This is a genomic window from Microbacterium saperdae, from assembly GCF_006716345.1.
Taxonomy (GTDB): domain Bacteria; phylum Actinomycetota; class Actinomycetes; order Actinomycetales; family Microbacteriaceae; genus Microbacterium; species Microbacterium saperdae.
The window spans coordinates 2,906,876-2,931,087 of sequence record NZ_VFOX01000001.1; the positions used below are offsets into that span (position 1 = coordinate 2,906,876).

The following is a 24,212-nucleotide window of genomic DNA, read 5'->3' on the forward strand; positions in this document are numbered from 1 at the left end:
CGCCCGAGAACATTCCCGATGTCGGGCGTCCCTCCACTCCCCCGGGGGTTATCTGTACTCGGTCCAGGGAGAGGTGTAGGTGATTCGGGAATCGCCCACTACGCTCAAATGCACCGTCCAGGTCTGCGATTCACACCCGATGCCGCAGACACAGCACTCACAGTGGAGGTTGCGTGGGACCCACAACATTCGCCGTGCAGAGAAGGCGCCCCTGGGTCGTCGCTTTCCTCGGCATCTTGATCGCTCTGTCCGCATTCCTGTTGCAACCTCCGGCCTCGGCATCCGCCGAGACGACGGACGACGGCCAGGAGGTCACGGAGTTCTACTTCGCCGGTGTCATCACCTTCGATGATGATCCCGTCGAAGGCGTCGTCATGACGATCGAGGGCAAGGGCTTCAAAGGCGAGACCGAGACGGACGCCGAGGGCAAGTGGCGACTGTACGTCCCCGAGAAGGAGAAGTACACCCTGACGGTCGACGAGTCGACCCTGCCGGACGGCGTGATCGTCGACGCGAGCCTGCTGCCTCCGGGTACGCAGCCGATCGCAGGGACGACGGCATCGTTCGAGGTCGAGTTCGGACTCACCGGGACCAAGATCATGAACCTGTTCCTCGGCGAGGGCGAACGGATCACGGTCTCCTTCATCGACCAGCTGCTGTCGCGACTGGTCGGCGGGCTCAACTTCGGCCTTCTCCTGGCCTTGGCGTCGATGGGCGCCGCTCTGATCTACGGCACCACCCGCCTGTCGAACTTCGCGCACGCCGAGATGGTCACCTGGGGCGGTCTGGTGGCTCTGGTCACGACGACGTTCTGGCACCTCCCGCTGTGGCTCGGCATCGCCGCGGCCGTGATCGGCGGCGGACTCTTCGGCTGGGCACTGGATGCCGGTCTCTGGCGTCCGCTGCGACGACGAGGGCTCGGGGTCGTGCAGCTGATGATCGTCAGCATCGGCCTGTCGCTCGCGCTGCGCTATGCCTTCCAGTTCATGATCGGCGGCGGCACGCGTCAGCTCCCGGGAGCCAGCCCCACGCCGATCCAGTTCGGGCCGATATCGCTCTCCTACATCGATCTGATCGCGATGGGCGTGAGCATCGTCGTGATCCTCGGAGTCGCCTTCTTCCTCACACGCACCCGGATCGGCAAGGCGACCCGCGCGATCTCTGACAACCCGCAGCTCGCAGCGGCATCCGGCATCGACGTCGACAAGGTCATCCGCTACGTCTGGATCCTCTCCGGCACCCTGGCGGCGATCTCCGGCATCCTGTGGGCCTACTTCCGCCCCGGTGTGAAGTGGGACATGGGCATGCAGATGCTGCTGCTGATCTTCGCGGCGATCACGCTGGGCGGTCTCGGCACCGCGTTCGGCGCGCTGGTCGGCTCGCTCATCGTCGGCATCGCCGTCGAGGTCTCGACGCTGTGGATCCCCTCCGACCTGAAGTACGCGAGTGCGCTGGTCGTGCTGATCGTGATCCTCCTCGTCAGACCACAAGGGCTTTTGGGACGTAGGGAAAGGTTGGGCTGATCACCATGGACTTCGGAAGCATCTTCTCCAACACCGCCGTCTACCTCTTCAGCCCGGTCACGCTGGCGTACGCGCTGGCCGCCACCGGTCTCGCCGTGCACTTCGGCTACGCCGGACTGCTCAACTTCGGTATGGCGGCCTTCATGGCGATCGGCGGCTACGGCTACGCGATCTCCGTGCTGAGCTTCGGCCTGCCGTGGTGGGTCGGCATGTTGATCGGCCTACTCGGCGGTGCCTTCTTCGCCGTGCTGCTCGGCATCCCGACGCTGCGACTGCGCGCGGACTACCTCGCCATCGCGACGATCGCCGCGGGCGAGATCGTCCGGCTGCTGTTCACGACCCAGGTCTTCGACGAGTTCACCAACTCCGCCGACGGGCTCGCCCAATACAACGGCGGTTTCCGCGACGCGAACCCGTTCCCTCCCGGCACCTACGGCTTCGGCCCGTGGACATACAGCGCCAACGACCTGTGGAATCGCGTGTTCGGCCTGATCGTGCTGCTCGTCGCGATCCTGCTGGTCTGGTCACTCATGCGCAGCCCGTGGGGCCGGGTGCTCAAGGGCATCCGCGAAGATGAGGATGCCGTGCGCTCGCTCGGCAAGAACGTCTTCGCCTACAAGATGCAGGCGCTCGTCGTCGGCGGTGTGATCGGTGCGGCCGGAGGAATCGTGTTCGTCCTCCCCTCGGCCGTCGTGCCGGGCAGCTACTCGACGTCGCTGACGTTCTTCCTGTGGACGGTCCTGCTCCTCGGCGGTGCCGCCACGGTGTTCGGCCCGACGCTGGGCGCGATCCTCTTCTGGGTCGTCTTCGCCTTCATGGCGAACCTGCTCCCGTCGATGGCGAAGGCAGGGCTCCTGCCGATGTCCGACAGCCAGGCATCGACGCTCGTCTTCATCTTCGTCGGCGTCGCCCTCATGCTGCTCGTGATCTTCCGCCCGCAGGGCATCCTCGGAGACAAGAGGGAGATGACCTTTGTCAAATGAACTGAGCCCCGAATCGGTCCCCGCATCCGTCGAGGGAGCGGCGACCGCCGCACCCACGACGGGGAGCATCCGTCGTCCGAAGACCACCGGGTTGACCAAGGGAGAGGTGAAGCCGGGCGTCGCCAAGGTCGATCCGATCCTCATCGCCGACGCCGTGCAGCGACGCTTCGGTGGTCTGACCGCCGTCGATGTCGATCATCTCGAGATCCCGCGCGGCGCGATCACGGCGCTGATCGGCCCGAACGGCGCCGGAAAGACGACCCTGTTCAACCTGCTCTGCGGCTTCGACAAGCCGAACAGCGGCACCTGGTCGTTCGACGGCACGAGCCTGTCCGGTGTGCCATCTTTCAAGGTCGCGCGCATGGGTCAGGTGCGCACCTTCCAGCTCACCAAGTCCCTGTCTCTGCTCACGGTGCTCGAGAACATGAAGCTCGGCGCTCCACATCAGCGCGGCGAGGGCTTCTGGTCGAGCCTGTTCCCCCTCCTCTGGCGCGCACAGGACACCGAGATCGAGGGGAAGGCGCGCGAGCTGCTCGCCCGCTTCAAACTGGATGCCAAGGAGAAGGACTTCGCGGCATCGCTGTCGGGCGGACAGCGCAAGCTCCTCGAGATGGCGCGCGCACTGATGAGCGATCCGACCCTCGTGATGCTCGATGAGCCGATGGCCGGCGTCAACCCGGCCCTGACGCAGTCGCTCCTCGATCACATCCTCGACCTCAAGGGCCTGGGGATGACTGTGCTCTTCGTCGAGCACGACATGCACATGGTCCGCCACATCGCGGACTGGGTGGTCGTGATGGCGGAGGGTCGCGTCGTCGCCGAAGGACCGCCCGATCAGGTCATGGAGGACCCGGCAGTCATCGACGCGTACCTCGGCGCACACCAGGACGTCGACCTCGGTGCCGTCACCGGCCGCATCCCCGTGATCGAGAACGATGCCGCCCGACGACTCCGCGAGAAGATCGAAGCAGAGGCGGAGGCGGAGCTCGAAGCGACGAGCGCCTCGGAGCACGATGAGAAGGGCAAGGCATGAGTGCGGAAACACCGGTACCCGCAGCCGATGACATCGTCGTCGAGCTGAAGGACGTCCACGCGGGATACCTGCCCGGCGTGAACATCCTCAACGGAGCGAATCTGATCGCCCGTCAGGGCGAGCTGATCGGCATCATCGGTCCGAACGGTGCCGGCAAGTCGACGCTGCTGAAGTCGATCTTCGGTCTGGTGAACGTGCGCAGCGGCGACATCACCGTGAAGGGCGAGAGCATCCTCGGTCTCAAGGCCGACAAGCTGGTCAAGCGGGGGGTCGCCTTCGTGCCACAGACCAACAACGTCTTCCCGTCGCTCTCCATCGAGGAGAACCTGCAGATGGGGCTCTACCAGAACCCCAAGATCTACACCGAGCGCCTCGAATTCGTCACAGGGATCTTCGCGGAGCTCGGCAAGCGTCTCAAGCAGCGTGCGGGTTCGCTGTCGGGTGGCGAGCGGCAGATGGTCGCGATGTCGAGGGCGCTCATGATGGATCCGTCGGTGCTGCTCCTGGACGAACCTTCCGCCGGCCTCTCCCCCGTGCGACAGGATGACGCATTCATCCGCGTCTCCGACATCAACAAGGCTGGTGTCACGACGATCATGGTCGAGCAGAACGCACGGCGCTGTCTGCAGATCTGCGATCGCGGCTATGTCCTCGACCAGGGCAAGGATGCTTACGAGGGCACGGGACGCGATCTCCTGAACGACCCCAAGGTGATCGGGCTGTACCTCGGCACGCTGGGCACGGACGCCGCCTGACACGACGAGAGGGGGGTGGATGCCACGGCATCCACCCCCCTCTTCGTCTGTTCGTGCCTCGGAGCTGGCACCTCATGCCGGAACTCGAGCATCTGGACGACAACGCGTGCCGAGTCCGCCCGACACCAGGTGCACGACGAAGGCCCCGGATGCAGCATCCGAGGCCTTCGAGTGTGATCAGCTCCTGCGAGCGGACCGGGTGATCAGTTGGTGCGGGCGATCAGGTTGTCCGCGCCGTACTTGTAGATGCCGATCGTGGCACCCTGCGGGTCGCCGTTCTCATCGAACGTGACCTCGCCGGAGTATCCGTCGTAGTCGGCCGTGCCACCGTCGTTGATGATCTTGGCGCAGTCTGCGAAGCTCGTGCACTTCTCGCCCTCGCCGGAACCGCCCGAGATCTCCTGCATCTTGGCCGCGATGTCCGCGCCCTCGGTCGAGCCGGCAGCGAGCGAAGCCAGGGCGACCAGCACGACGGCGTCGTATGCCTCAGCCGCGTACGTGAAGTCCTTGACCTCGGCGTTGCCCTCACCCGTCCAGTACGTCTGGAGACGGTCGGTGAAGTCGTCCTCGAGCACGGGACCCGCCTTGGTTCCCTGCGCGCCCTCGAGAGAGACCGGGATCTCGTCGCCGTAGTCGGACAGGTTTCCGTCGACCATGTAGAACTTGTCGGCCGAGATGCCGGCGTTCACCAGCAACGGTGCGATGGTCTTGAACTGGTCGAACGAGACGATCGCGACGGCGTCAGGGTTCTGCGCCTTGATGGTCTCGACCTGTGCGTCGAACTGCGCGTCGCCGACGTTGAACGACGCATCGGCGACGACCTCGCCACCAGTGCCCTCGAACGTGGTCTTGATGGCGTCGAACAGGCCGGTGCCGTAGGCGTCGTTCTGGTAGATGATGCCGAGCGTCTTGGCGCCGTCCTCGGCGATCAGGTTGCCGAGCACTTCGCCCTGCAGCAGATCGCTGGGGGCGGTGCGGAAGTACAGTCCGTCATCGTCCCACGTGGTGAAGTCGGGCGACGTGTTCGAGGCCGAGATCTGGAGGATCCCCGCGCTCACGTTGCCGTCGAGGATCAGCTTGGAGACACCGGATGCGGCGGCTCCGACGATCGCGGAGACACCAGCGCCCTGGAGCTTGGTGATCGACGTCTCGTATGCCTTGGTGTCGGTGTCGCCCTCGTCCTCGGCGGTCAGCTCGATCGTGACGCCGGCCTTCGCGTCGTTGACCTCCTGTACGGCGAGGCCCACACCGGACTCCATGGGCGGTCCGAGGAATGCCAGCGAACCCGTCTGCGGCAGCAGCGAGCCGAGCTTGAGGGTGAGGTCGGCGGCCGGCTTCTCGCCACCCGTTCCCTCATCGGACGGTGTGCTGCTACAACCAGCGACGACGACGGCGGATGCGCTGAGCAGCGCGATCCCTGCGAAGACCTTCGCGGTACGCGAACCCTTCAATGCGTTCATTGATGCTCCCTTGCGTAACTGAACGTGGATCGAGACCACGGTCGGGTGCTCTAACCCTAGGGCGTGAGACGCGCGCTGAGGGGTCGCAAGTATCTCGGTGCGTTAACGATCCGACACCGGGTTCCGCCCGCTCCGTGCCTGCGATCAGACGAGCTCGGCCTGCGCGATCCGACGGCTGCGGCGGGCGGCGAGCAGCAGGTCGATGACGAAGACCGTGATCGCGATCCAGACGATGATGAACCCTGCCCAGCGCTCCGGCGGCATCGGCTCGTGGAGTACCGCGACACCGATGAGGAACTGCATCACCGGGGTGATGAACTGGATCATGCCGATCACGGTCAGGTTGACACGACGGGTGCCCGCCGCGAAGAGGAGCAGCGGGACCGCGGTGGCGACGCCGGCCAACGCGAGCAGGACGGCGTGCCATCCGCCCTGGGTGCCCATCGTCAGGCCGGCGGGCGTCTGCGCCACGATGATCAATTGCACGATCGCGATCGGGATCAGCCAGAACGACTCGAGCGTCAGCCCGCTGACCGCATCGACCGCGGGGCCGATCTTCTTCTTGATGAGGCCGTAGATGCCGAAGGACGCCGTCAGTGAGAGCGCGATCCAGGGGAAGGAGCCGTGGGCGACCATGATCACGACGACCGCGACCGCCGCGATCGCGATGGCAGCCCACTGCAGGCGTCGGATGCGCTCCTTGAGCACGAACACTCCGAGCAGCACCGTGGTGATCGGGTTGATGAAGTAGCCGAGGCTGGTCTCGACGACGTTTCCGGTCAACGTGCCGATGAGGAAGACCTGCCAGTTGACGTAGATCAGGAGCCCCGCCAGCGCGGTCCAGCCCAGGAGCTTCGGCTGGCGGATGATGGCGCGGAACGCACCCCACCCGCGCATGACCGTGAGCAGGAGAAGACAGAAGACGAAGGAGAGCAGCACGCGCCACGCGACGACCTCCCACGGCCCTGTGGGCAGCAGGAGGAGGAAGTAGAGAGGAAGGACTCCCCAGAGGAGGTACGCGGCACCGGCGAATCCGACACCGGCCGTCTGCGTCGCGCGGTTCGTCGTATCGGGGGTCACCGCACAACCCTATGCCCGCCGCGACGGCCGCCGTCGCGAGGGGCCGCCGGCGCGAGGACTTTGGCAGGAAACGGATGCTGCCTGGCCGGGGGCGTTCTACCGCGCGCCCGGGAACGCAGAAGGGGCCCGAGTGCCGTAGCACCCGAGCCCCTTCGAGGAACGCTGGTTCAGCGAACGACGACCGCGAGGACGTCGCGGGCCGACAGGACGAGGAACTCGTCTGCGCCGAACTTCACCTCGGTGCCGCCGTACTTGCTGTAGAGCACGCGGTCGCCCACGGCGACGTCGAGCGGAACACGGTTGCCGTTGTCGTCGATGCGACCGGGGCCGACCGCCACGACCTCGCCCTCCTGGGGCTTCTCCTTGGCGGTGTCGGGGATGACCAGGCCACTCGCGGTGGTCTGCTCGGCCTCGACCTGCTTGATGACGATGCGGTCCTCGAGCGGCTTGATGGAAACCGACACGGTCTACCTCTTCTTTCTTGACGCTGACACGAAAGACTTGTTCGCACTCTCAACCCGAGAGTGCTAATCCAGTCTAGGCGCTCCGCTGGCACTCATGCAATGCGAGTGCCAATCGGAGTCGTGCACCGCACGCGATCAGCAGTGCCCGCGGCCTAGGCTGGGGACGTGGAGATGTCCGAGCTGCAAGCCCTGTTGACCCCCGACGGCCTGGAGCTGCTCGACGGGCTCGGCCCGATCGAGTCCACCGCGGAGGTGGCGCGCGCAGTGTCGCGGCTGCGCGCCGCCGGCCACTCCCCCGACCTGGTCTCGGCCGTCGTCGGACAGGCGCACCTGCGTACGAAGGCGACCGCGAAGTTCGGCGCGTTCGCGGCACGGATGCTGTTCACCCGCGCCGGACTCGAGCAGGCCACCCGGCTCGGTGTCGCGGTGCGTCATGCCCAGCGCATGCGCCGCGCCGGCATCACGAGTGTCGCCGACCTCGGGTGCGGCATCGGCGGCGATGCGCTGGCCTTCGCCGGCGCCGGACTCGATGTGCTCGCCGTGGACGCCGACGAGGTCACGGCCGCGATCGCAGCGTACAACCTCGCGCCGTTCGGTCCGGTCGACGGCGAAGGAACCGGGGCCGTCGTGCGACACAGCACCGCCGAGGAAGCCGACCTGTCTACCAGCGGCGCGGTGTGGATGGATCCCGCTCGACGCACCTCGGGGCACAGCGAGACCCGTCGCGTCTCGGCCGACGACTACTCACCCTCTTTGGACTGGGCTTTCGACCTCGCCGCGCGCGTTCCGACCGGGATCAAGCTGGGACCGGCGCATGACCGCGATGCGCTCCCCGACGACGCCGAAGCACAGTGGGTGAGTGCGGACGGCAGCGTGGTGGAACTCGTCGTCTGGACGGGTGCCCTGGCACGATCCGGCGTGCGCCGCGCGGCCCTGGTGATGCGCGGCGACAAGTCGCACGAGCTGACGGCGGGAGCCGACGCAGAGGACGCATCGACCCGCGAGCTCGGCGCGTTCCTCCACGAGCCCGACGGCGCGGTGATCCGCGCTCGACTGATCGGCGACGTGGCGCGGAGCCTCGATGCCGGCATGCTCGACCCGCGGATCGCCTATCTCACCTCCGATGCCGCGGTCACCAGTCCGTTCGTGCAGACATTCCGCGTGCGCGAGACCATGGCCGCGAATCCGAAGGCGATCAGTGCGGTGCTGAAGTCCGAAGGCATCGGCACGCTCGAGATCAAGAAGCGCGGCGTCGACATCGACCCCGCGGCGTTCCGCAAGAAGCTCACTCTGCGCGGCGACCGCAGCGCCACCCTGATCCTCGCCCGGATCGGCGACCAGCGCCGAGCCATCCTCGCCGACCGGGTGCCGCCTGCTGCGTAGAACCGCCGCTCAGCCCTTCGAGTCGGTGGACGGCGGGACGACCTCGATCGGGTCGCCGTACTCGCCGCCGAGCTCGAGCCGTGAACCGTCGAGTCGCATCTCACCGTCCGTGGACACCGAGATCGATTCGGGATCGTGGATGATCGTGAGGTACGGCGTCTGACTCGGCGTGTACTCGACTTCCAGGCTCCAGATCGCGGACGCGTCGAGCTCCCCACCCGGCACGACCTCGTCGTCTGACACGTACACGGCGATGCCGTCGGAGAGTGCATCCTCGTTCGGACGGCACGTCGATCGGCCCTCCGCGCCATCGACGATGAGACAGGTCTCCGAGCCGTTGCCGTTCCACCGGTCGATGAGCCACACCGGTCGCTCGCGGAAGTACCCGACGACGGCGAGGTTCATGGCCTCGTCTCCGTCCATCAGCTCCTGGGCCCGCGCGCGCTCCGCACCGGCGAACTGCTCGAGCACGCCGTAGGACTGATCCCACCGCTGGATGCTGACGAGCGGCACACCCGCGGTGGAGTACATCAGGTAGGCCATGACCCCGGTCGGCGCCTCGTCCCCCTCACCGGGGACCATCGTCATCGCGGAAAGACTGAAGGTCGTCAGGTCGTCGAAGGGCTGGCAGTTCTCGCCGGATTGCTTCGCCACGTCGAGCACGAGGCAGATGTCGGCGCCGTCGCTCTTCGTGCCGTACCAGACCAGCGCGTCGTCATCCTGGCCGACGGCGCGCACCGAGCCCTCGTCGTACCCGCCCTTCTCGTATAGTTCGAGTTTGCGCTGCTGCTGGGCCTCGGTCAGCGGGATGTCGTCACCGCGGCTGCCGAACAACGCCCACCCCGCGCCGATGCCGATCGCCAGCAGCAGAACGGCGGCGACGGTGATCACTCCCCCGTGTCCGCGCAGCAGTGCGCGGAGGCGGGCGACGCCTCCGGGTGCGTCGGCGGCGGTGTCGCCGCCATCGTCGGAGGGCGTCGCGGAGCCGCCCTCATCAGAAACCGTGGCCCATCCCGCAGCAGCGTCCGGGCCGGGACCCCCGGCATCCACCGCGACGGTCCCCCGGTCAGCGGGAGGACGCTCCGGCGCGAGAGGTGCGACCGGGAGCACGGGCACCGACGCGACGGACGCCGCCGACACCGACGCGACCACCGCGCGCTCCAGTTCCCGCAGTCGTCGCGCCTCCGCATCCGTCAGGCCGCCGTCGCGACCGTAGGCCTTCCGCTGCAGCTCACGCAGCTCCGCCTGCTCACTCTTCGACGACACCATGCTCGAACGCACCCTCTCGAGTGATCACCAGGTTGGTGCCGTGATTCGAGGTGAACTGCCATTCGACGCGCGTCGACTGCGCCGTCGCCGCATCGACGTGCTCGACCCAGAGCCCCTCGCCGGCCGCGGGATCCGCACAGCGGATGTCCGCGACGCCCGCAGTCATGCCGTAGATCAGGCACTGCGTCGACTCCTCTGTGCGCACCGCCGTCCAGATCGGGATCTCGTCGTCGTAGCCGACCACCCAGACCGTGCGCGCATCGAATCCCTGGGCGACCAGCGTCTCGGCGAAGCGCGCCTCCTCGTCGTTCGCATACGAGCTCGTCATCGCTTCGGGGTCGTACTCGTAGCTGTCCGAGACCACCGCGGGCTCGCCGGCAGCGGTGAGGATCATCTGCGCCGTGACCTCCGTCTGCCCCTCACCCCGCTCGACCATCAGGGTGCCGTAGAGCCCGCTGTCGCGCACGACCGTGCTGGTGTCGCACTCCGAGGTCGTGTGAGCGCCGTCCCCCAGCACGAGGCAGGTGAGGCTTCCGTCCTTCTTCGTCGCGATCCAGAGCACCACGCCCGCCTCGACGGCGACGGCGCGCAGCGAACCCTGGTCATACGTCGCCTCACCCATGATCTCGCGCTGCCACTCCTGTTGAGCGGGTGTGAGTGCCACCGCTTCGGCTCCTCCTCGCCCGAACAGGACCCCGCCGAGGCCGATGCCGATGCCGAGCACGACGGCGACGCCGATCAGCATCGGACGCCAGCGTTCACGCAGCAGGACCGGGAAGGACGCCGTCCTCGCACCGTGCGCGCCGGAGTCGACGGTCTCGGCGGTCGCTGCGGCAGCGGTCGGCTCCGCGTTCTGGCGCAGGTCGTGGAGAGGGCGGGCGACGGCATCCGTCGCCTCGGGGATCATCGGCTCGACTGCGGGGATCCCGTCGGCCGCGCCTTTCGCGTCCCGCTCGGCCCGGCGCTGCACCAGTTGATCCAGTCGTGCGGCGTCCGAGGCGGTCAGTCCCCCGCCACGCCCGTAGGCGCGCGCCTGCAGAGCTCTCAGCTCGATGACCTCATCGTCATCCGGCATCCGCTTATCCCAGCCTCTCGAACTGCATGCCGGCCCACACCAGCCAGCCCAGGCTGTAGACGGTGGCGCAGAGACTGAGGACCAGGGCCCATCGTGCGATCGCGCGGCTCTCGACCGGACGACGCAGCGACATGATCGATGCGATCACAGCGACGACCGCGAGCGGAATCCCCCAGCCGACGAAGAACGACGCCACGAGGGCGACGATCGCGGCGAGCAGCGCCCAGGGCGCCAAGCGGGCATCGTCGACGCCGAGCGCTCCGGTCGACGGCTCCCACGCGGTCTCCTGATCGTCGTCGATCACCGGACCGGTGGCCACGACGGGCTCGATCCCCACCGGTCCCGTCGGGAGTCTGGTGTAGCCGTCACGCCGCGCGCCGGGCAGTCGCGCGGCGCCCGCAGGGCGTTCCACCTCGTCGCTCGGGCGGTCGATGCTCGTGGGAGTGGAGCCGGCATCCGCACCAGGATCCCGCGGACCATCCGCGTGCGGGTCGCTCATGTCAGCACCGCTTCGTCGACCTGGATCTCGGTCACCGGCAGCGTGGAATCCGCGCCGAAGGCCAGGGTCGACGGCTGCCGCCCCGCCGAGATCAGCTCCGCGGCGAGCGCCGCGATCATCGCGCCGTTGTCGGTGCAGAGCGAGAGCGGCGGGATCCGCACGGTCACCCCCGCGGCGGAGGCTCGTTCCAGCGCGACATCGCGCAGGCGGCGGTTGGCGATGACGCCGCCGCCGAGCAGCAGCCGAGGGACTCCGAGGTCGGCGCACGCCGCGAGGGCCTTCGTGACGAGCACGTCCACGACCGCTTCGCGGAAACTGGCGGCGACATCGGCGACGGGGACTTCGACGCCGTCGGCTTCGCAGCGCTCCACCCAGCGCGCGACGGCCGTCTTGAGCCCGGAGAAGGAGAAGTCGTAGCGATGTTTCGCCAGGTCGGATGCGCGGGAGAGCCCACGGGGGAACCGGATGGCGTTCGGGTCTCCCTCGAGCGCAGCGCGGTCGATCTCGGGACCACCGGGGTACGGGAGGGAGAGCAGGCGCGCGACCTTGTCGAACGCCTCACCGGCCGCGTCATCCATGGTCTCGCCGAGCAGCTCGACATCGGTGGTCAGGTCGCGAACGTGCAGCAACGAGGTGTGTCCGCCCGATACCAGCAGCGCGATCGTCGGGTACTCCAGAGGTTCGGAGTCGGCCGTGAGGATGTCGGCCGCGATGTGACCCACCAGGTGGTTCACGGCATAGAGCGGCTTGCCCAGCGAGACGGCGAGACCCTTCGCCGCGCCGACCCCGACCATGAGCGCCCCGGCGAGACCGGGGCCGCTGGTCACGGCGACCGCATCGAGATCGTCGAGCCCGACGCCCGCCTCGGCGAGCGCGGCCTCGATCGACGGCTGCAGCGCCTCCAGGTGCGCGCGGGCCGCGACCTCCGGGACCACACCGCCATAGCGGGCATGCTCGTCCATGCTCGAGGCGATCGTGTTGGACAGCAACGTGCGACCACGGACGATTCCGATACCGGTCTCGTCACAGCTCGTCTCGATACCGAGCACCAGCGGCTCGCTCATGCGTTCGCCTCCTCGGCCGATCCGGACGACGGCACCGCGCGGCGCCGCAGGTCGACGCGCATCACGACCGCGTCGACGTCGTCCGGCTGATAGTAGTGCGGGCGGCGCCCGATCTCCTCGAATCCCTCCGAGAGGTAGAGCCCCTCCGCTGTCGGATTGTCGGCGCGCACCTCGAGGAACACCTCGCGCGCGCCGCGGTCCGCCGCCGCGTCCAGGAGTGCACGCAGCAGGGCGCGACCCCGGCCGGCGCCCCGGTGATCCGCGTCCAGCGCGATGGTCTGGATATCGGCGTCCGCGCTGCCCTGCAGGGCGCGCACCCCGCCGTAGCCGATGATGGCTCCCTCATGCTCGTCGACGAGATAGCGTCCGTGCGGACTGGCGAGTTCGGCTGCCATGCTCTCGGCGCTCCAGGCATCGCTCGGGAAGGAGCGGTTCTCGATGAGCATGATCGCGTCGAGGTCGGCCGGCGTCGCCGCCCGCAGAGTCATGAGCCCACCCGCTTGGGCACGCCGGGGACGCGCACGTCCGGCTGGCGCAGATACAACGGCTCGGAATCCCCCAGCTCGCGCCCCGCGGCCACGGCCCTCGCACCGACCTTCGCGAGGTCGACCGCCGAGAGCGACGCGACATCGAGTCGGCGGATGCTCCCGAGGTGCGCATCGGATTCGGCCTGCGGAACGAGCAGGGTCTCGGCGACGACCTTCGGGATGCCGTCGTCATCCGTCCCGTCGAAGACCGTGATCGCGACCTCACGCCGTCGCGCATCGGTGACGACCGCGAAGGGGCCGTCGACGCCATCGGACTCGATCGCCGTGAGAGCGGCCGCATAGTGGCTCGGGACAGGGACCACCGGGATGCCCCGCCCCAGTGCGAAGGCGCGGGAAGTGGCGATGCCGATGCGCAGACCGGTGAACGGTCCGGGCCCCATGCCGGCGACGACCAGGCTGATCGCATCGTCCGTGTCATCGAGCACCTGCACGAGCAGGTCGCCGATGACCTCGGCGTGGCCGAGGGGGTCGACCGCCGCGGCTTCGGACCAGGAGGAGCCGTCGGGATCGACGACAGCGACGGCTGTTCCCAGAGAGGTGTCGACGGCGAGGATCACCCCTCCAGGGTAGTCGGCGTTCCCGACTCAGGAGGTCGGTGCCGTGCTGTCATGCGCATCGCCGGAGTCAGCGCCGCACGCCGGACGGCGGTGGCATCGATCCTGAGTCGTGGACGCGCGGCCTCAGCGTGCGCCGCGCGTGATGGTCACGATCCGCGGGGCGTCGGCATCCAGCTCAGACGGATCCATATCGCCGCCGGCCGCTCCGACCGGGCGCTCCAGCTCGATGTCCCACCACGACTCCGCGAGGTCCTCGGCCATGCCACGACCCCACTCGATCACGACGACGGAGCGCGCGAGGTCGAGGTCGAGGTCGTCGAGCTCCGCGCCGGTGCCGAGCCGGTAGGCGTCGACGTGCACCAGCGGCGCCCTGCCGACCAGCGACGGGTGGGTGCGGGCGATCACGAAGGTCGGACTCTGCACTGGACCCCGCACGCCGAGCCCCTCCGCCAGGCCGCGGGTGAACGTCGTCTTGCCCGCCCCCAGCGGTCCGGTCAGGATCAGGAGATCGCCGGCCTCCAACTGCTCGCCGATGCGCAGGCCGAGCTGCTCCATCGCCTCGGAGGTCGCGACCTCCGCGCGGCCCAGGAACGAGGCGTCCAGGCTCACGAGGACTTCCGTGGCACGCGTGCGCCGATGCGTGTGACGATCTCGTAGTTGATCGTGCTCGCCGCCTGCGCCCAGTCCGCCGCCGAGGGCACACCGAGCGTGGGGTCGCCGAACAGCACGACCTCGTCGCCGATCGACACCGGAGTGTCGCCGACGTCGACCACGAACTGGTCCATGGCGATGCGTCCGACGTTGGTGAAGCGGCGGCCGGCGATGCTCACCGGCAGCTTTCCCGAGGCGTGACGCGGAACGCCGTCGGCGTATCCCAGGGGCACGAGCACGAGGGTCGTGTCGCGATCGGTGCGGTGGTCGTAACCGTACGAGACTCCGGTGCCGGCAGGGACTCGACGGACGGCGGCGACTGCGCCGCGCAGCGTCATGGCCGGTCGCAGCCCCAGTTCGGCGGAGCTGCGGTCGTCGAAGGGCGACAGGCCGTAGATCCCGACGCCGACGCGGACGGCGTCGAGCCGCATCTCCGGCAGGTCGATCGCGGCGGCGGTCGCGGCGATGTGGCGGATCTCAGGGCGGATGCCGAACGAAGCCGCAGCGGTCACGCCATCCTCGAACTTCGCGAGCGCCGCGCGGTCGTCGTCGAGCGAGGTGTTCGAGAGGTGGCTGAAGAGGCCCACGACGCGGAGCCGTCCGATCCGCTCCAGTCGCGCGGCCTCCGCCAGCACCCTCCCCCAGTCCGCCGGGGCGATGCCGTTGCGTGACAGCCCGGTCTCGAACTTCAGGTGCACCCCGACCGGGCGGTCGACGCTGGCCACTCGCGCGGCGGCCTCGAGCTGGTCGAAGGAGGAGATGCCGAGCTCGATGTTCTCCGCGGCCGCCTGCGCGAACGTCTCCCCTGGTGCGTGCAGCCAGGCCAGGAGAGGGGCTGTGATCCCCTGGCGGCGCAGATCGAGAGCCTCGGGGATCTCGGCCACGCCGAGCCGTGTCGCTCCTCCGGAGAGGGCGGCGACGGCCGCCGCCGCCGCACCATGCCCGTAGGCGTTGGCCTTGACGACCGCGATGACCTCGACGCCCGTGAGACGTCGGAAATGGCGCACGTTGTCGGCGATCGCATCGAGGTCGATCGTCGCTTCACGGAACGGGACGGTCACAGCGGTGCTCCTTCGGCGACGACGAACGCGGTGGCGAGGCCCGCGTCGTGGGACATGGTCAGGTGCAGTCGGCTGATCCCGCGCTCCTCGATCACCTGCGCGGTCGATCCGGAGAGCACGAAGTGCGGACGCCCCGAGGGTTCGGAGGCGATCTCGATCTCGGTCCAGTGCACGCCGTCGGAGCCGCCGAGCGACTTGATCAGCGCTTCCTTCGCGGCATAGCGCGCAGCGAGCGACGGGAGCCGGAGGCCGCGTTCTGAGGGTGCGAAGAGCCGCTCCAAGAGGCGCGGAGTCCGCTCGAGCGTCCGCTCGAACCGCGGGATGTCCACGAGGTCAATGCCGGTCCCGATGATCACCCGTTCAGCCTACCCGCGCCCTGCTCTCGGGCTGCGGCGGACGCCCGCGCCGACTGCACCGGAAACCGACGAGTGCACGGCATCTTCGTGCGAAGACGCCGTGCACTCGTCACGATGCCGTACTCGGCGATCGGACAGGGTTACTCGACCGTGACCGACTTCGCGAGGTTGCGCGGCTGGTCGACGTCGAGGCCCTTGGCGGTGGCGAGCGCCATCGCGAAGATCTGCAGCGGGACGACCGCCAGGAGCGGTTCGAACATCGCGCCGGCGAGCGGGATGTGGATGACCTCGTCGGCGAAGGGCAGCACGGCGGCGTCGCCTTCTTCGGCGATCACGATCACCCGGGCACCGCGGGCGCGGATCTCCTGGATGTTCGAGACGACCTTCGAGTGCACGAGCGCCGAGTGGCGCGGCGACGGCACGAGCACGAACACCGGCTGTCCGGGCTCGATGAGCGCGATCGGACCGTGCTTGAGCTCGCCGGCGGCGAAGCCCTCGGCGTGGATGTAGGAGATCTCCTTGAGCTTGAGCGCGCCCTCGAGCGCGATCGGGTAGCCCACGTGACGACCGAGGAAGAGCACGGAGCGGGTGTCGGCCATCCAGCCGGCGAGCTGCGTGACGTGCTCCTGCTCGCTCTCGAGGACCTTGGCGATCTTCTCCGGCAGCGCGCCGAGCTCGGCGACGTCGACGGATGCGTCCTCGATCGCGCCGCGCACACGGCCCATGTGCAGACCGAGGAGCAGCAGCGCCGTGATCTGGGCGGAGAACGCCTTGGTCGACGCCACGGCCACCTCGGGTCCGGCGTGCGTGTAGACGACGGCATCCGACTCGCGCGGGATGGTGGCGCCCTGCGTGTTGCAGACGGAGAGGGTGCGCGCGCCGCGCTCGCGGGCGTACTTGACGGCCATCAGCGTGTCCATGGTCTCGCCGGACTGACTGATCGAGACGACCAGCGTGTCGGCGCCGATCACCGGGTCGCGGTAGCGGAACTCGTGCGCGAGCTCGACGTCGACCGCGACGCGGGCCCACTGCTCGATCGCGTACTTGCCGACCAGCGCGGCGTACGAGGCGGTGCCGCACGCGGTGATGATGACGCGGTTGATGCCGATGAAGAGCTCGTCGAGTCCTTCGAGCTCGGGGATCACGACCTGACCGTCCTGGATACGGCCGCGGATGGTGTTCGCGACCGCCTCGGGCTGTTCGGCGACCTCCTTGGCCATGAAGCTCGACCATCCGCCCTTCTCTGCGGCGGCGGCATCCCAGGAGACCTCGAAGGGCTCCGGCTCGACGGGCGTACCGGCGAAATCGGTGACCGCGACGGCGTCGGGGGTGATCGAGACGATCTGATCCTGACCGATCGCCAGCGCCTTGCGGGTGTGCTCGACGAAAGCGGCGACATCGGAGCCGAGGAAGTTCTCGCCCTCGCCCAGACCGATCACCAGCGGAGAGTTGCGGCGGGCGCCGACCACGAGTCCGGGGTGGTCCTGGTGCATCGCGAGCAGCGTGAACGCGCCTTCGAGGCGGTTCACGATGCTGCGGAATGCGAGCTGCAGGTCTCCGCCGTTGTCGGCGTACGCCCGTCCGAGCAGGGCCGCGGCGACCTCGGTGTCGGTCTCGCTGCGGAAGACGACGCCGTCGGCGAGGAGTTCCGCCCGCAGTGCCGAGAAGTTCTCGATGATGCCGTTGTGGATGACGGCCAGCTTGTCGTCATCCGCGAGGTGCGGGTGGGCGTTGACGTCGGTCGGACCTCCGTGGGTGGCCCAACGCGTGTGACCGATGCCCGTCGAGCCGTCGCCGAGGGGCGCCTCGGCGAGCGAGTCGCGCAGCACGGCGAGCTTGCCCGCCTTCTTCCGCATGCCCAAGGCACCGTCGCCATCGATGACGGCGACACCGGCGGAGTCATAGCCGCGGTACTCGAGACGGGCGAGCCCGGCGATAAGGATGTCCTGGCTGGGGCGCGGGCCCACGTATCCGACGATTCCACACATGGGATCAAGGGTACGGCCGGTTTTTTGCGAGTCGTCCGAACAATACCGCGGACGCCGGGACCTCAGAGTTTGCGCAGCAGGACGCTCTCGACGTCGTGATCGATGCCCTTGCGGAGGACCAACCGTGCTCGATGCTTGGTCGGCATCACGTTCTCGACGAGGTTCGGCATGTTGATCTCGTTCCAGTACCCGAGCGCCGTGGTGATCGCCTCCTCGTCCGTGAGATGCGCGAAGACGTTGAAGTACGAGGAGGGGTTGCTGAACGCGCCCTGACGCAGCGCGAGGAAGCGATCGACGTACCACTTCTCGATGTGCGCCGTGTCGGCGTCGACGAAGATCGAGAAGTCGAAGAGGTCGCTCACGGCCACGTCGTTCGGGGCGGGGGGTGGCTGCAGCACGTTGAGCCCCTCCACGATCACGACATCGGGGCGGCGGACCACCACGTGGGCGTCGCGCACGATGTCGTACCGCATGTGGGAGTAGAACGGCGCCCGCACCTCGGCGGCACCGCTCTTCACCTCGGTGAGGAACTCGAGCAGCGCGCGGCGATCGTAGGACTCCGGGAAGCCCTTGCGCTCCATGAGCCCTCGACGCTCGAGCTCCGCGTTCGAGTAGAGGAAGCCGTCGGTCGTGACGAGCTCGACCCGCGGTGTGCCCGGCCACCGGCTCATCAGTTCACGGAGCAGGCGGGCGATCGTGGACTTGCCCACGGCGACGGAGCCGGCGACACCGACGACGAACGGCGTCGTGGTGTCGTCCTCCTGGAGGAACGCGCTGGTGGCCGCGCCCAAGCGCTTGGTCGACGTGGCGTAGAGGCTCAGCAGTCGACTCAGCGGCAGGTAGACCTCGCGCACCTCGGTCATGCTCAGCCGATCGCCGATGCCGCGCACCTCGACGACCTCGGTCTCGCTCAGCGGCTGATCAAGGTCTGCCGCGAGGCGCGCCCACTCCGCGCGGCCGATCTCCCGGTAGGGCGACAGCGGCAGCGTGGGGTCGACGGTGGTCACGGATACATCGTAACGGGGACGAGTAGTGTCGTCCCGTGCGCTTGGGAGTCCTCGACATCGGATCGAACACCGTCCATATGCTCGCCGCCGACGTCCGCCCGGGCGGCCGGCCGCTGGCGACGACGAGTGATCGGACGGTGCTGCGCCTGATGCGCTACCTGACACCCGACGGTGCGATCTCGGAAGAGGGTGTGCGCGCGCTCGAGGCCGCCGTCACGCAGGCTCGTCGTGTGGCAGAGGAGGAGCGCGTCGACGCGCTCCTCGCGACCGCCACGAGCGCCGTGCGCGACGCACGCAACGGCGCCGAGGTGATCGCCCGCATCGAGGCCGCGCTCGGGCAGCCGCTGCAGGTGCTCGACGGCGAGACCGAGGCCGAGCTGACCTTCCTCGCCGTGCGGCGCTGGTTCGGCTGGTCCGCCGGTCGCCTGCTGCTGCTGGACATCGGAGGCGGCTCGCTGGAGATCGCCGCCGGCGGCGAGGAGTTGCCGGATGCCGCCGCGTCCGTCCCGCTGGGCGCCGGCCGGATGACCGTGCAGTTCCTTCCTCACGACCCGCCGGGAGAGGACGACGTCGAGCGGCTGCGCGCGCACGCCGCCGCGACCCTCGAGGAGGTGCTGCCGCCGTTCACCGCGCTCCCCCGCCCCGATCATGTCGTGGGTTCGTCGAAGGCGATCCGCTCTCTCGCCCGACTCGTCGGGTATCCGGCACCCGGGTGGTCGGGCACCGAGCGGATGCTCCTGCCGCGGGCGTCGCTCGGGTCGTGGATCCCCCGGCTGGCGCGGCTGCCCGCGTCCGCGCGCCAGGAACTCCCCGGCATCACCCCCGACCGCACGTTCCAGATCGTCGCCGCAGCGGTGTCGTTGCACGCGGCGATGACCGCGTTGCGCGTGGAGGAGCTCGAGGTGTCGCCGTGGGCGCTGCGCGAAGGCGTGCTGCTGCGCTATATCGAGCAGCTGAACTGGAGCGGCTCGCAGTCGTGAGCTGACCGCGACGAGGTCGTCGGGCCTTGATCGGATGCTCAGACTCGCCCCCTAGGCTCGGATCATGCCCGCGCCTCGCACCTCCACTCTCGAGATGCTCGCTCGCACGCTGCTCGTGCCGTACGTGCTCGGGGTCGCCCTGATCGTGTGGCTGCCGGCGTCCGTGGCCGGGCGCGTGACCGGACTCGCCTTCCGTCTCGCACGGTTCGTGTCGGAGAATTTCGGGATCGCGCTCTCGACCAGCTACACGGTGTTCGAATTCGTCGCCAACATCGCTCTGTTCGTGCCGTTCGGGTTGCTACTCGCCGCTGGATGGCCTCGCGCCAACCCGTGGCTCATCATTCTCATCGGCTATGCGACGACCGCCACCATCGAACTGGTGCAGACGCTGCTCCCCAGTCGCGTGCCTGCGATCTCCGATGTCATCGCGAACACCCTGGGAACGGTGATCGGCTGCCTCGCCCTGCATGCCGTGCTCCAGATGAGTCACGCCGGTCGACGGCTCCGAGCCTCTACGGTGGAGGCATGAACTTCCCCTTCACCGACGGACCTCCGCCCGGCGTCAGCCGTCGTGAATGGCGGGATCGGACGAACGCTCCCTCCTCCCCGGCCTCGCCTGCTGCTCCGCCGGAGTCGCTCGCCGACCTCCTCGGCGGCGCAGCATCCGGCCCCGACTCCAGCGTCCCGCCCACGATCCTCACGGTGTGCACCGGAAACATCTGCCGATCCCCGCTGGCCGAGGTCCTGCTGCGCGCGCGCCTCGAACCGCTGGGCGTGCGCGTGCACAGCGCGGGCACGCACGCGATGGTCGGTCATGGGATGACGGAGCAGGCCCAGGAGATCGCGGTGCGGTCCGGCGCGGATGCGTCGGCTGCGGCCGGGCACACGGCGCGGTACCTGGTGGAGCCGATGCTCGCGGAGTCGGATCTGGTGCTCACGATGTCACGCGAGCACCGTTCGCATGCGGTGCAGATGATGCCCAGCCGGCTGCGGCAGACCTTCACCGCCCGCGAGTTCGCACGTCTGGCGGCGACGCTGACGGACGACGTGGTGCGCACGGTCGCCGATGCCGCCGGTTCCGACCCGCGCGCACGGCTCGCGGCCGCGCTGCGGGTTCTCGGCGACCAGCGCGGCCTCACTCTCGCGGCCGCCGAGGACGACGATGTGATCGACCCCTACCGCCGCTCGCAGGCGACGTACGAGGCCTCAGCGGCGCAGTTGCTGCCGGGGATCGACGAGGTGGAACGCATCGTCCGGGCTGCTCTCACCTGACGACGCACGACGCATCGCGCACTCGGCCGGGACCCCGGCCCCGTATGCTCTTTCTCAATGCCTTCCCGTGCGTGAGTCCTCGGGAGATGTGAGGGGAATCACAGGTGGAACTGAGCGACTACTTCCGGATACTTCGCGCGCACTGGGTAGTGATCCTGGTGGCGACCGTGCTCGGCGCGGGCGCCGCGTTCGGATGGAGCGCGCTGCAACCGCGCGTCTACGCGGCTGACACGACCGGTATCGTCACGTCGGTGGGCGGAGACGGCACGTCCGGCAGCGCACTCGTCGGCAACCAGCTCGCGCAGAGCCGTGTGAAGTCGTACCTGAACCTCGGCTCCTGGCGTGCCGTGGCCGAGCATGCGATCGACGACCTCGACCTCGACGCGTCTCCGGAGTCGCTGGTGTCCCGGGTCTCCGTGACGAACCCCCCGGATACGACGGCGCTGAAGGTCACCGCGACGGGCCCGACTCCGCAGTCGGCGCAGGATCTCGCGGAAGCGTGGATGCGCGGCATGGCCGTCGAGATCGAGAAGCTCGAGGGCGGCACCGAATCGACACCTGCGGCGGTGAGTCTGATCGTCGGCGATTCGGCGCGGCTCCCCACGAGCCCGTCCTCACCCAACACCCGATTGAACCTGATCATCGGCGCGCTCGCCGGTCTCGCCCTGGGTCTGGTCTACGCATTCGTCCGTCACACGGTGGATCGTCGCATCCGTCACCCGCGCGACATCGAGCGCGAGACCGGCGTCTCGGTCATCGGCACCCTCCCTCTGGAGAAGACGATGGATGGCGAGCGTCAGGTGATCGACTTCTCGCTGGATACGCAGCACGGCGTCTCGCATCACACGATCGAGTCGATGCGCGAACTGCGCACGAACCTGCAGTTCATCGACGTCGACAACCCGCCGCGCGTCATCGTCGTCACCAGCTCCGTCCCCGGTGACGGAAAGTCGACCGTGGCCGTCAACCTCGCCTCGAGCCTCGCCGCTGCCGGCCAGTGGGCGATCCTGATCGACTGCGACCTCCGCCGCCCCGTGATCGCCGACATCTTCGGCATCTCCCGCGACGTCGGCCTGACCGACATCCTCGCCGGACGCGCCGAGCTGCAGGACGTCGCGCACCGCCCCAACGGTGATGTGCCGCTGGCCGTCCTGGGTGCCGGGCGCATCCCGCCGAACCCGAGCGAGCTGCTCGGCTCCCACCGCATGCGTGACTTCCTCGCCGACATCAGCAAGTCGGCGATCGTGATCCTCGACTCTCCGCCGGTCCTCCCCGTGACCGATGCGGCGGTGCTCGCCGCGGGCGCCGACGGCGTGCTGGTCGTCGTGTCCTCCGGCAAGACCACGTTCGACATGCTGCAGCGCGCGATCGACAGCATCACGCGCACCACCGGCCGCGTGCTGGGCGTCGTGCTGAACAAGGTGCCCCGCAAGGGCGCGGAGTCGGCGTACTACGGCCGCGAGTACTACGGCGCCTACGAGCGCTACGGCCAGGATCCCGACAAGGAGACCGCGCCGACCGCGGACCCCGAGCCCGGGGTGCGCCGCCGAGGCTCTCAGGTCTGAGCCGAGAGCCGCTGCAGCAGTCCGTCATCCACGAGCTGCTGCGCGGCAGAGGCGACCGCCTGTGTCGCGTCGAGCCCGTCCGGCGCGCCGTGCACCTCGACCACCGCCCGCACGATGACGTCGAGGTCGCTCGCATTCGCGGCCGCCCAGATCGCGGGGCCGATGCCGTCGAGAATGTTGAAGCGTCCTCCGCCGTCGGAGCGCTGCAGCACCGCGAGCCGACCGTCACCGAGATCCAGCGCATCGACGGCTTCCGCCCGTGCGTACGTCCCCTCGTGAGCGTCGGTGGCGAACCGGTCGTTGTCGACGCCAGACGACGGGATCGGCGGAACCGTCGCAGGCTCCGCCGCGATCAAGGTGCCGATGAGCGCATCCAGAGTCGAGACCTCGCGGTAGCGCAACCGCACGGCTCCCCCCGTCGCAGTGAGGAGCGCGTCGATGAGCTGCAGCGGCGCGGGCACGTGCCCGAGATAGCTGGTCTGCGGCGCCAGCAGTTCGAGTGCAGTCGCCATGTCGAGCTCGTCGACCTCCGGCTCGAGCGGCCCGTCGGAGGTGCGGTCGAGCACCACGATCTTCGCCACACGGAGCCCACCGGGCAGCGCGCGCCCGCCGTCGATGCTCGACAGCGCGGTCTGCACCTTGTGCGGGGCATCCGGTTCGATGATCGACAGGGGCTTGCGGTAGGGGACCACGGCACCGGAGTTCTCGATCGCGATCGTCTCGTCGCTCACGTACGCATAGTGCCGCGACAGGTGGCGCGCCGCCGTGGTCTTCCCGGTGCCGGAGGCGGCGCTCAGCACTATGACCCGACCGGACTCATCGGCGAGCCCGGTGGCATGCAGCATCCAGAGCTGGTCTCCCTGCCGGTGCGCGAGCGCTGCGAGGGTGACGTCCGTCGACAGCAACGACAAGGCTTCCTCGTCGCTGACGGCGTCGCGCACCGAGACCGTCGCATCCGCGGAGACGTCGCCCGTGATCAGGGCGTCGCTCCACGCCTCTCGCGCGCGACGCTGGAACGATCCATCGCGTGAAGCGGTGTCGACGGCGATCACCGCGCCGACCGCGCTGACGAGGAAGCGATCAGACATGGCTCTCAGCCTAGCCAGCATCCGTCGCGGGCCCGGTCAGGAGTCGACATCGCGAGCGCGGCGCTCAGCACAATCCGCGCAGATTTGACGCACACTGCGCGCTCATTCTCCATTCGTTGCATTTTCTCCGGAGGTCCGTCCTAACGTGAGCCGCAGGTGAAGCTCCTGGGGGATGCAGACGGAATCGTGTCGTTTCACCACGACATCTCGAACCTGTGGAACGCACCGACCCGGAGAACACGGCATGAACGAAATGGCGCAGATGCCCCCGAGTATCTCCCTCCGTCCCCGTGTCGACGAACGCTTTTCCGGTGCGATCAGGCGCGATGCTCATGGTCCCACGGCTCGCCAGGTCGCAACGATTCCTGCCCCAGGACTTCTTGACTACGCACCCGCGAGACGCATCGCGGCGTCGACGTTGACAGCCCCCGTCGTGCGCCCCACAATCAGAACTGAATCAGCATTCAACCCAGCCGGAACTCCGTCCGAGATGCACTCACGAAGAAGCGCGTTCACTCGGGAGAGGGTGCGAAGAACCCGCCATCCGCACC

At 68.5% G+C, this 24,212-nt stretch carries 24 protein-coding genes; 9 read left to right on the forward strand and 15 right to left on the reverse strand.

Features of this window, described 5'->3' with window-relative positions; all coding sequences use genetic code 11:
- Positions 1-173 precede the first annotated feature (173 nt).
- The 4 genes from FB560_RS13725 to FB560_RS13740 all read left to right on the forward strand — a co-directional run bounded on the left by FB560_RS13725 (position 174) and on the right by FB560_RS13740 (position 4,294).
- Complete coding sequence (locus tag FB560_RS13725; protein WP_229673051.1) at positions 174-1,523, forward strand: branched-chain amino acid ABC transporter permease; 1,350 nt, start codon at positions 174-176, stop codon at positions 1,521-1,523.
- Positions 1,524-1,528: 5 nt separating this feature from the next.
- Positions 1,529-2,506, forward strand: coding sequence for a branched-chain amino acid ABC transporter permease (locus FB560_RS13730; protein WP_141872888.1), 978 nt, complete (start codon positions 1,529-1,531; stop codon positions 2,504-2,506).
- Between the two features lie 67 nt (positions 2,507-2,573).
- Positions 2,574-3,539: an ABC transporter ATP-binding protein gene (locus tag FB560_RS13735; RefSeq protein ID WP_141873261.1), complete on the forward strand. Its 966-nt coding sequence runs from the start codon at positions 2,574-2,576 to the stop codon at positions 3,537-3,539.
- Entirely contained in the window at positions 3,536-4,294 is a 759-nt protein-coding gene (locus FB560_RS13740; RefSeq protein ID WP_141872889.1) for an ABC transporter ATP-binding protein, read from the forward strand. Before FB560_RS13735 ends, FB560_RS13740 begins: the two co-directional genes overlap by 4 nt.
- Positions 4,295-4,497: 203 nt before the next feature.
- On the opposite strand, the gene FB560_RS13745 is transcribed toward FB560_RS13740, so the two are convergent.
- From FB560_RS13745 to groES, 3 genes are all read right to left on the reverse strand, one after another.
- Entirely contained in the window at positions 4,498-5,754 is a 1,257-nt protein-coding gene (locus FB560_RS13745) for an ABC transporter substrate-binding protein (RefSeq protein ID WP_141872890.1), read from the reverse strand.
- Positions 5,755-5,898: 144 nt separating this feature from the next.
- Positions 5,899-6,834 carry an EamA family transporter RarD gene (gene rarD / locus FB560_RS13750; RefSeq protein WP_141872891.1) on the reverse strand — a complete coding sequence of 312 codons (936 nt, stop codon included), beginning with the start codon at positions 6,832-6,834 and terminating at the stop codon, positions 5,899-5,901.
- Between the two features lie 167 nt (positions 6,835-7,001).
- Positions 7,002-7,298 carry a co-chaperone GroES gene (gene groES, locus FB560_RS13755; RefSeq protein ID WP_017203655.1) on the reverse strand — a complete coding sequence of 99 codons (297 nt, stop codon included), beginning with the start codon at positions 7,296-7,298 and terminating at the stop codon, positions 7,002-7,004.
- A gap of 165 nt (positions 7,299-7,463) precedes the next feature.
- Between groES and FB560_RS13760 the strand changes: the two genes are divergently transcribed.
- Positions 7,464-8,681, forward strand: a complete 1,218-nt coding sequence (locus FB560_RS13760; RefSeq protein ID WP_141872892.1) for a class I SAM-dependent methyltransferase — start codon at positions 7,464-7,466, stop codon at positions 8,679-8,681.
- Between the two features lie 9 nt (positions 8,682-8,690).
- On the opposite strand, the gene FB560_RS13765 is transcribed toward FB560_RS13760, so the two are convergent.
- The 11 genes from FB560_RS13765 to coaA all read right to left on the reverse strand — a co-directional run bounded on the left by FB560_RS13765 (position 8,691) and on the right by coaA (position 18,756).
- Positions 8,691-9,950, reverse strand: coding sequence for a hypothetical protein (locus tag FB560_RS13765; protein WP_141872893.1), 1,260 nt, complete (start codon positions 9,948-9,950; stop codon positions 8,691-8,693).
- Positions 9,931-11,025, reverse strand: coding sequence for a hypothetical protein (locus FB560_RS13770; RefSeq protein ID WP_141872894.1), 1,095 nt, complete (start codon positions 11,023-11,025; stop codon positions 9,931-9,933). The genes FB560_RS13765 and FB560_RS13770 overlap by 20 nt, the downstream gene beginning before the upstream one ends.
- Before the next feature lie 4 nt (positions 11,026-11,029).
- Entirely contained in the window at positions 11,030-11,524 is a 495-nt protein-coding gene (locus FB560_RS13775; RefSeq protein WP_141872895.1) for a hypothetical protein, read from the reverse strand.
- The gene (gene tsaD, locus FB560_RS13780; protein ID WP_141872896.1) at positions 11,521-12,588 is read right to left on the reverse strand and encodes a tRNA (adenosine(37)-N6)-threonylcarbamoyltransferase complex transferase subunit TsaD; all 1,068 of its coding nucleotides are present in this window, start codon (positions 12,586-12,588) and stop codon (positions 11,521-11,523) included. The genes FB560_RS13775 and tsaD overlap by 4 nt, the downstream gene beginning before the upstream one ends.
- Positions 12,585-13,076 carry a ribosomal protein S18-alanine N-acetyltransferase gene (rimI, locus tag FB560_RS13785; protein ID WP_141872897.1) on the reverse strand — a complete coding sequence of 164 codons (492 nt, stop codon included), beginning with the start codon at positions 13,074-13,076 and terminating at the stop codon, positions 12,585-12,587. Before rimI ends, tsaD begins: the two co-directional genes overlap by 4 nt.
- A complete protein-coding gene (tsaB, locus tag FB560_RS13790) occupies positions 13,073-13,693 on the reverse strand; it encodes a tRNA (adenosine(37)-N6)-threonylcarbamoyltransferase complex dimerization subunit type 1 TsaB (protein ID WP_141872898.1) in 621 nt (206 codons plus the stop codon). The genes rimI and tsaB overlap by 4 nt, the downstream gene beginning before the upstream one ends.
- 123 nt (positions 13,694-13,816) lie before the next feature.
- The gene (gene tsaE, locus FB560_RS13795; RefSeq protein WP_407662555.1) at positions 13,817-14,302 is read right to left on the reverse strand and encodes a tRNA (adenosine(37)-N6)-threonylcarbamoyltransferase complex ATPase subunit type 1 TsaE; all 486 of its coding nucleotides are present in this window, start codon (positions 14,300-14,302) and stop codon (positions 13,817-13,819) included.
- Complete coding sequence (gene alr, locus FB560_RS13800; protein WP_141872899.1) at positions 14,299-15,405, reverse strand: alanine racemase; 1,107 nt, start codon at positions 15,403-15,405, stop codon at positions 14,299-14,301. The genes tsaE and alr overlap by 4 nt, the downstream gene beginning before the upstream one ends.
- Positions 15,402-15,761, reverse strand: a complete 360-nt coding sequence (locus FB560_RS13805) for a holo-ACP synthase (protein ID WP_141872900.1) — start codon at positions 15,759-15,761, stop codon at positions 15,402-15,404. The genes alr and FB560_RS13805 overlap by 4 nt, the downstream gene beginning before the upstream one ends.
- Positions 15,762-15,901: 140 nt before the next feature.
- On the reverse strand, positions 15,902-17,749 hold the full coding sequence (glmS, locus tag FB560_RS13810) for a glutamine--fructose-6-phosphate transaminase (isomerizing) (protein ID WP_141872901.1): 1,848 nt from the start codon (positions 17,747-17,749) through the stop codon (positions 15,902-15,904).
- A 62-nt stretch (positions 17,750-17,811) separates the two neighbouring features.
- Positions 17,812-18,756 (reverse strand): type I pantothenate kinase, encoded by a 945-nt coding sequence (coaA, locus tag FB560_RS13815; RefSeq protein WP_141872902.1) that lies wholly within the window; start codon positions 18,754-18,756, stop codon positions 17,812-17,814.
- A gap of 35 nt (positions 18,757-18,791) precedes the next feature.
- On the opposite strand from coaA, the gene FB560_RS13820 reads away from it, so the two are divergent.
- The 4 genes from FB560_RS13820 to FB560_RS13835 all read left to right on the forward strand — a co-directional run bounded on the left by FB560_RS13820 (position 18,792) and on the right by FB560_RS13835 (position 22,573).
- Positions 18,792-19,736 (forward strand): Ppx/GppA phosphatase family protein, encoded by a 945-nt coding sequence (locus tag FB560_RS13820; protein ID WP_141872903.1) that lies wholly within the window; start codon positions 18,792-18,794, stop codon positions 19,734-19,736.
- 64 nt (positions 19,737-19,800) lie between these two features.
- Entirely contained in the window at positions 19,801-20,265 is a 465-nt protein-coding gene (locus FB560_RS13825; RefSeq protein ID WP_141872904.1) for a VanZ family protein, read from the forward strand.
- Positions 20,262-21,008 (forward strand): arsenate reductase/protein-tyrosine-phosphatase family protein, encoded by a 747-nt coding sequence (locus tag FB560_RS13830; RefSeq protein WP_141872905.1) that lies wholly within the window; start codon positions 20,262-20,264, stop codon positions 21,006-21,008. The genes FB560_RS13825 and FB560_RS13830 overlap by 4 nt, the downstream gene beginning before the upstream one ends.
- A 104-nt stretch (positions 21,009-21,112) precedes the next feature.
- Positions 21,113-22,573 (forward strand): polysaccharide biosynthesis tyrosine autokinase, encoded by a 1,461-nt coding sequence (locus FB560_RS13835; RefSeq protein WP_141872906.1) that lies wholly within the window; start codon positions 21,113-21,115, stop codon positions 22,571-22,573.
- Here the strand turns inward: FB560_RS13835 and FB560_RS13840 are convergent.
- On the reverse strand, positions 22,564-23,661 hold the full coding sequence (locus FB560_RS13840) for a hypothetical protein (RefSeq protein WP_141872907.1): 1,098 nt from the start codon (positions 23,659-23,661) through the stop codon (positions 22,564-22,566). The genes FB560_RS13835 and FB560_RS13840 overlap by 10 nt on opposite strands.
- Positions 23,662-24,212: the final 551 nt, after the last annotated feature.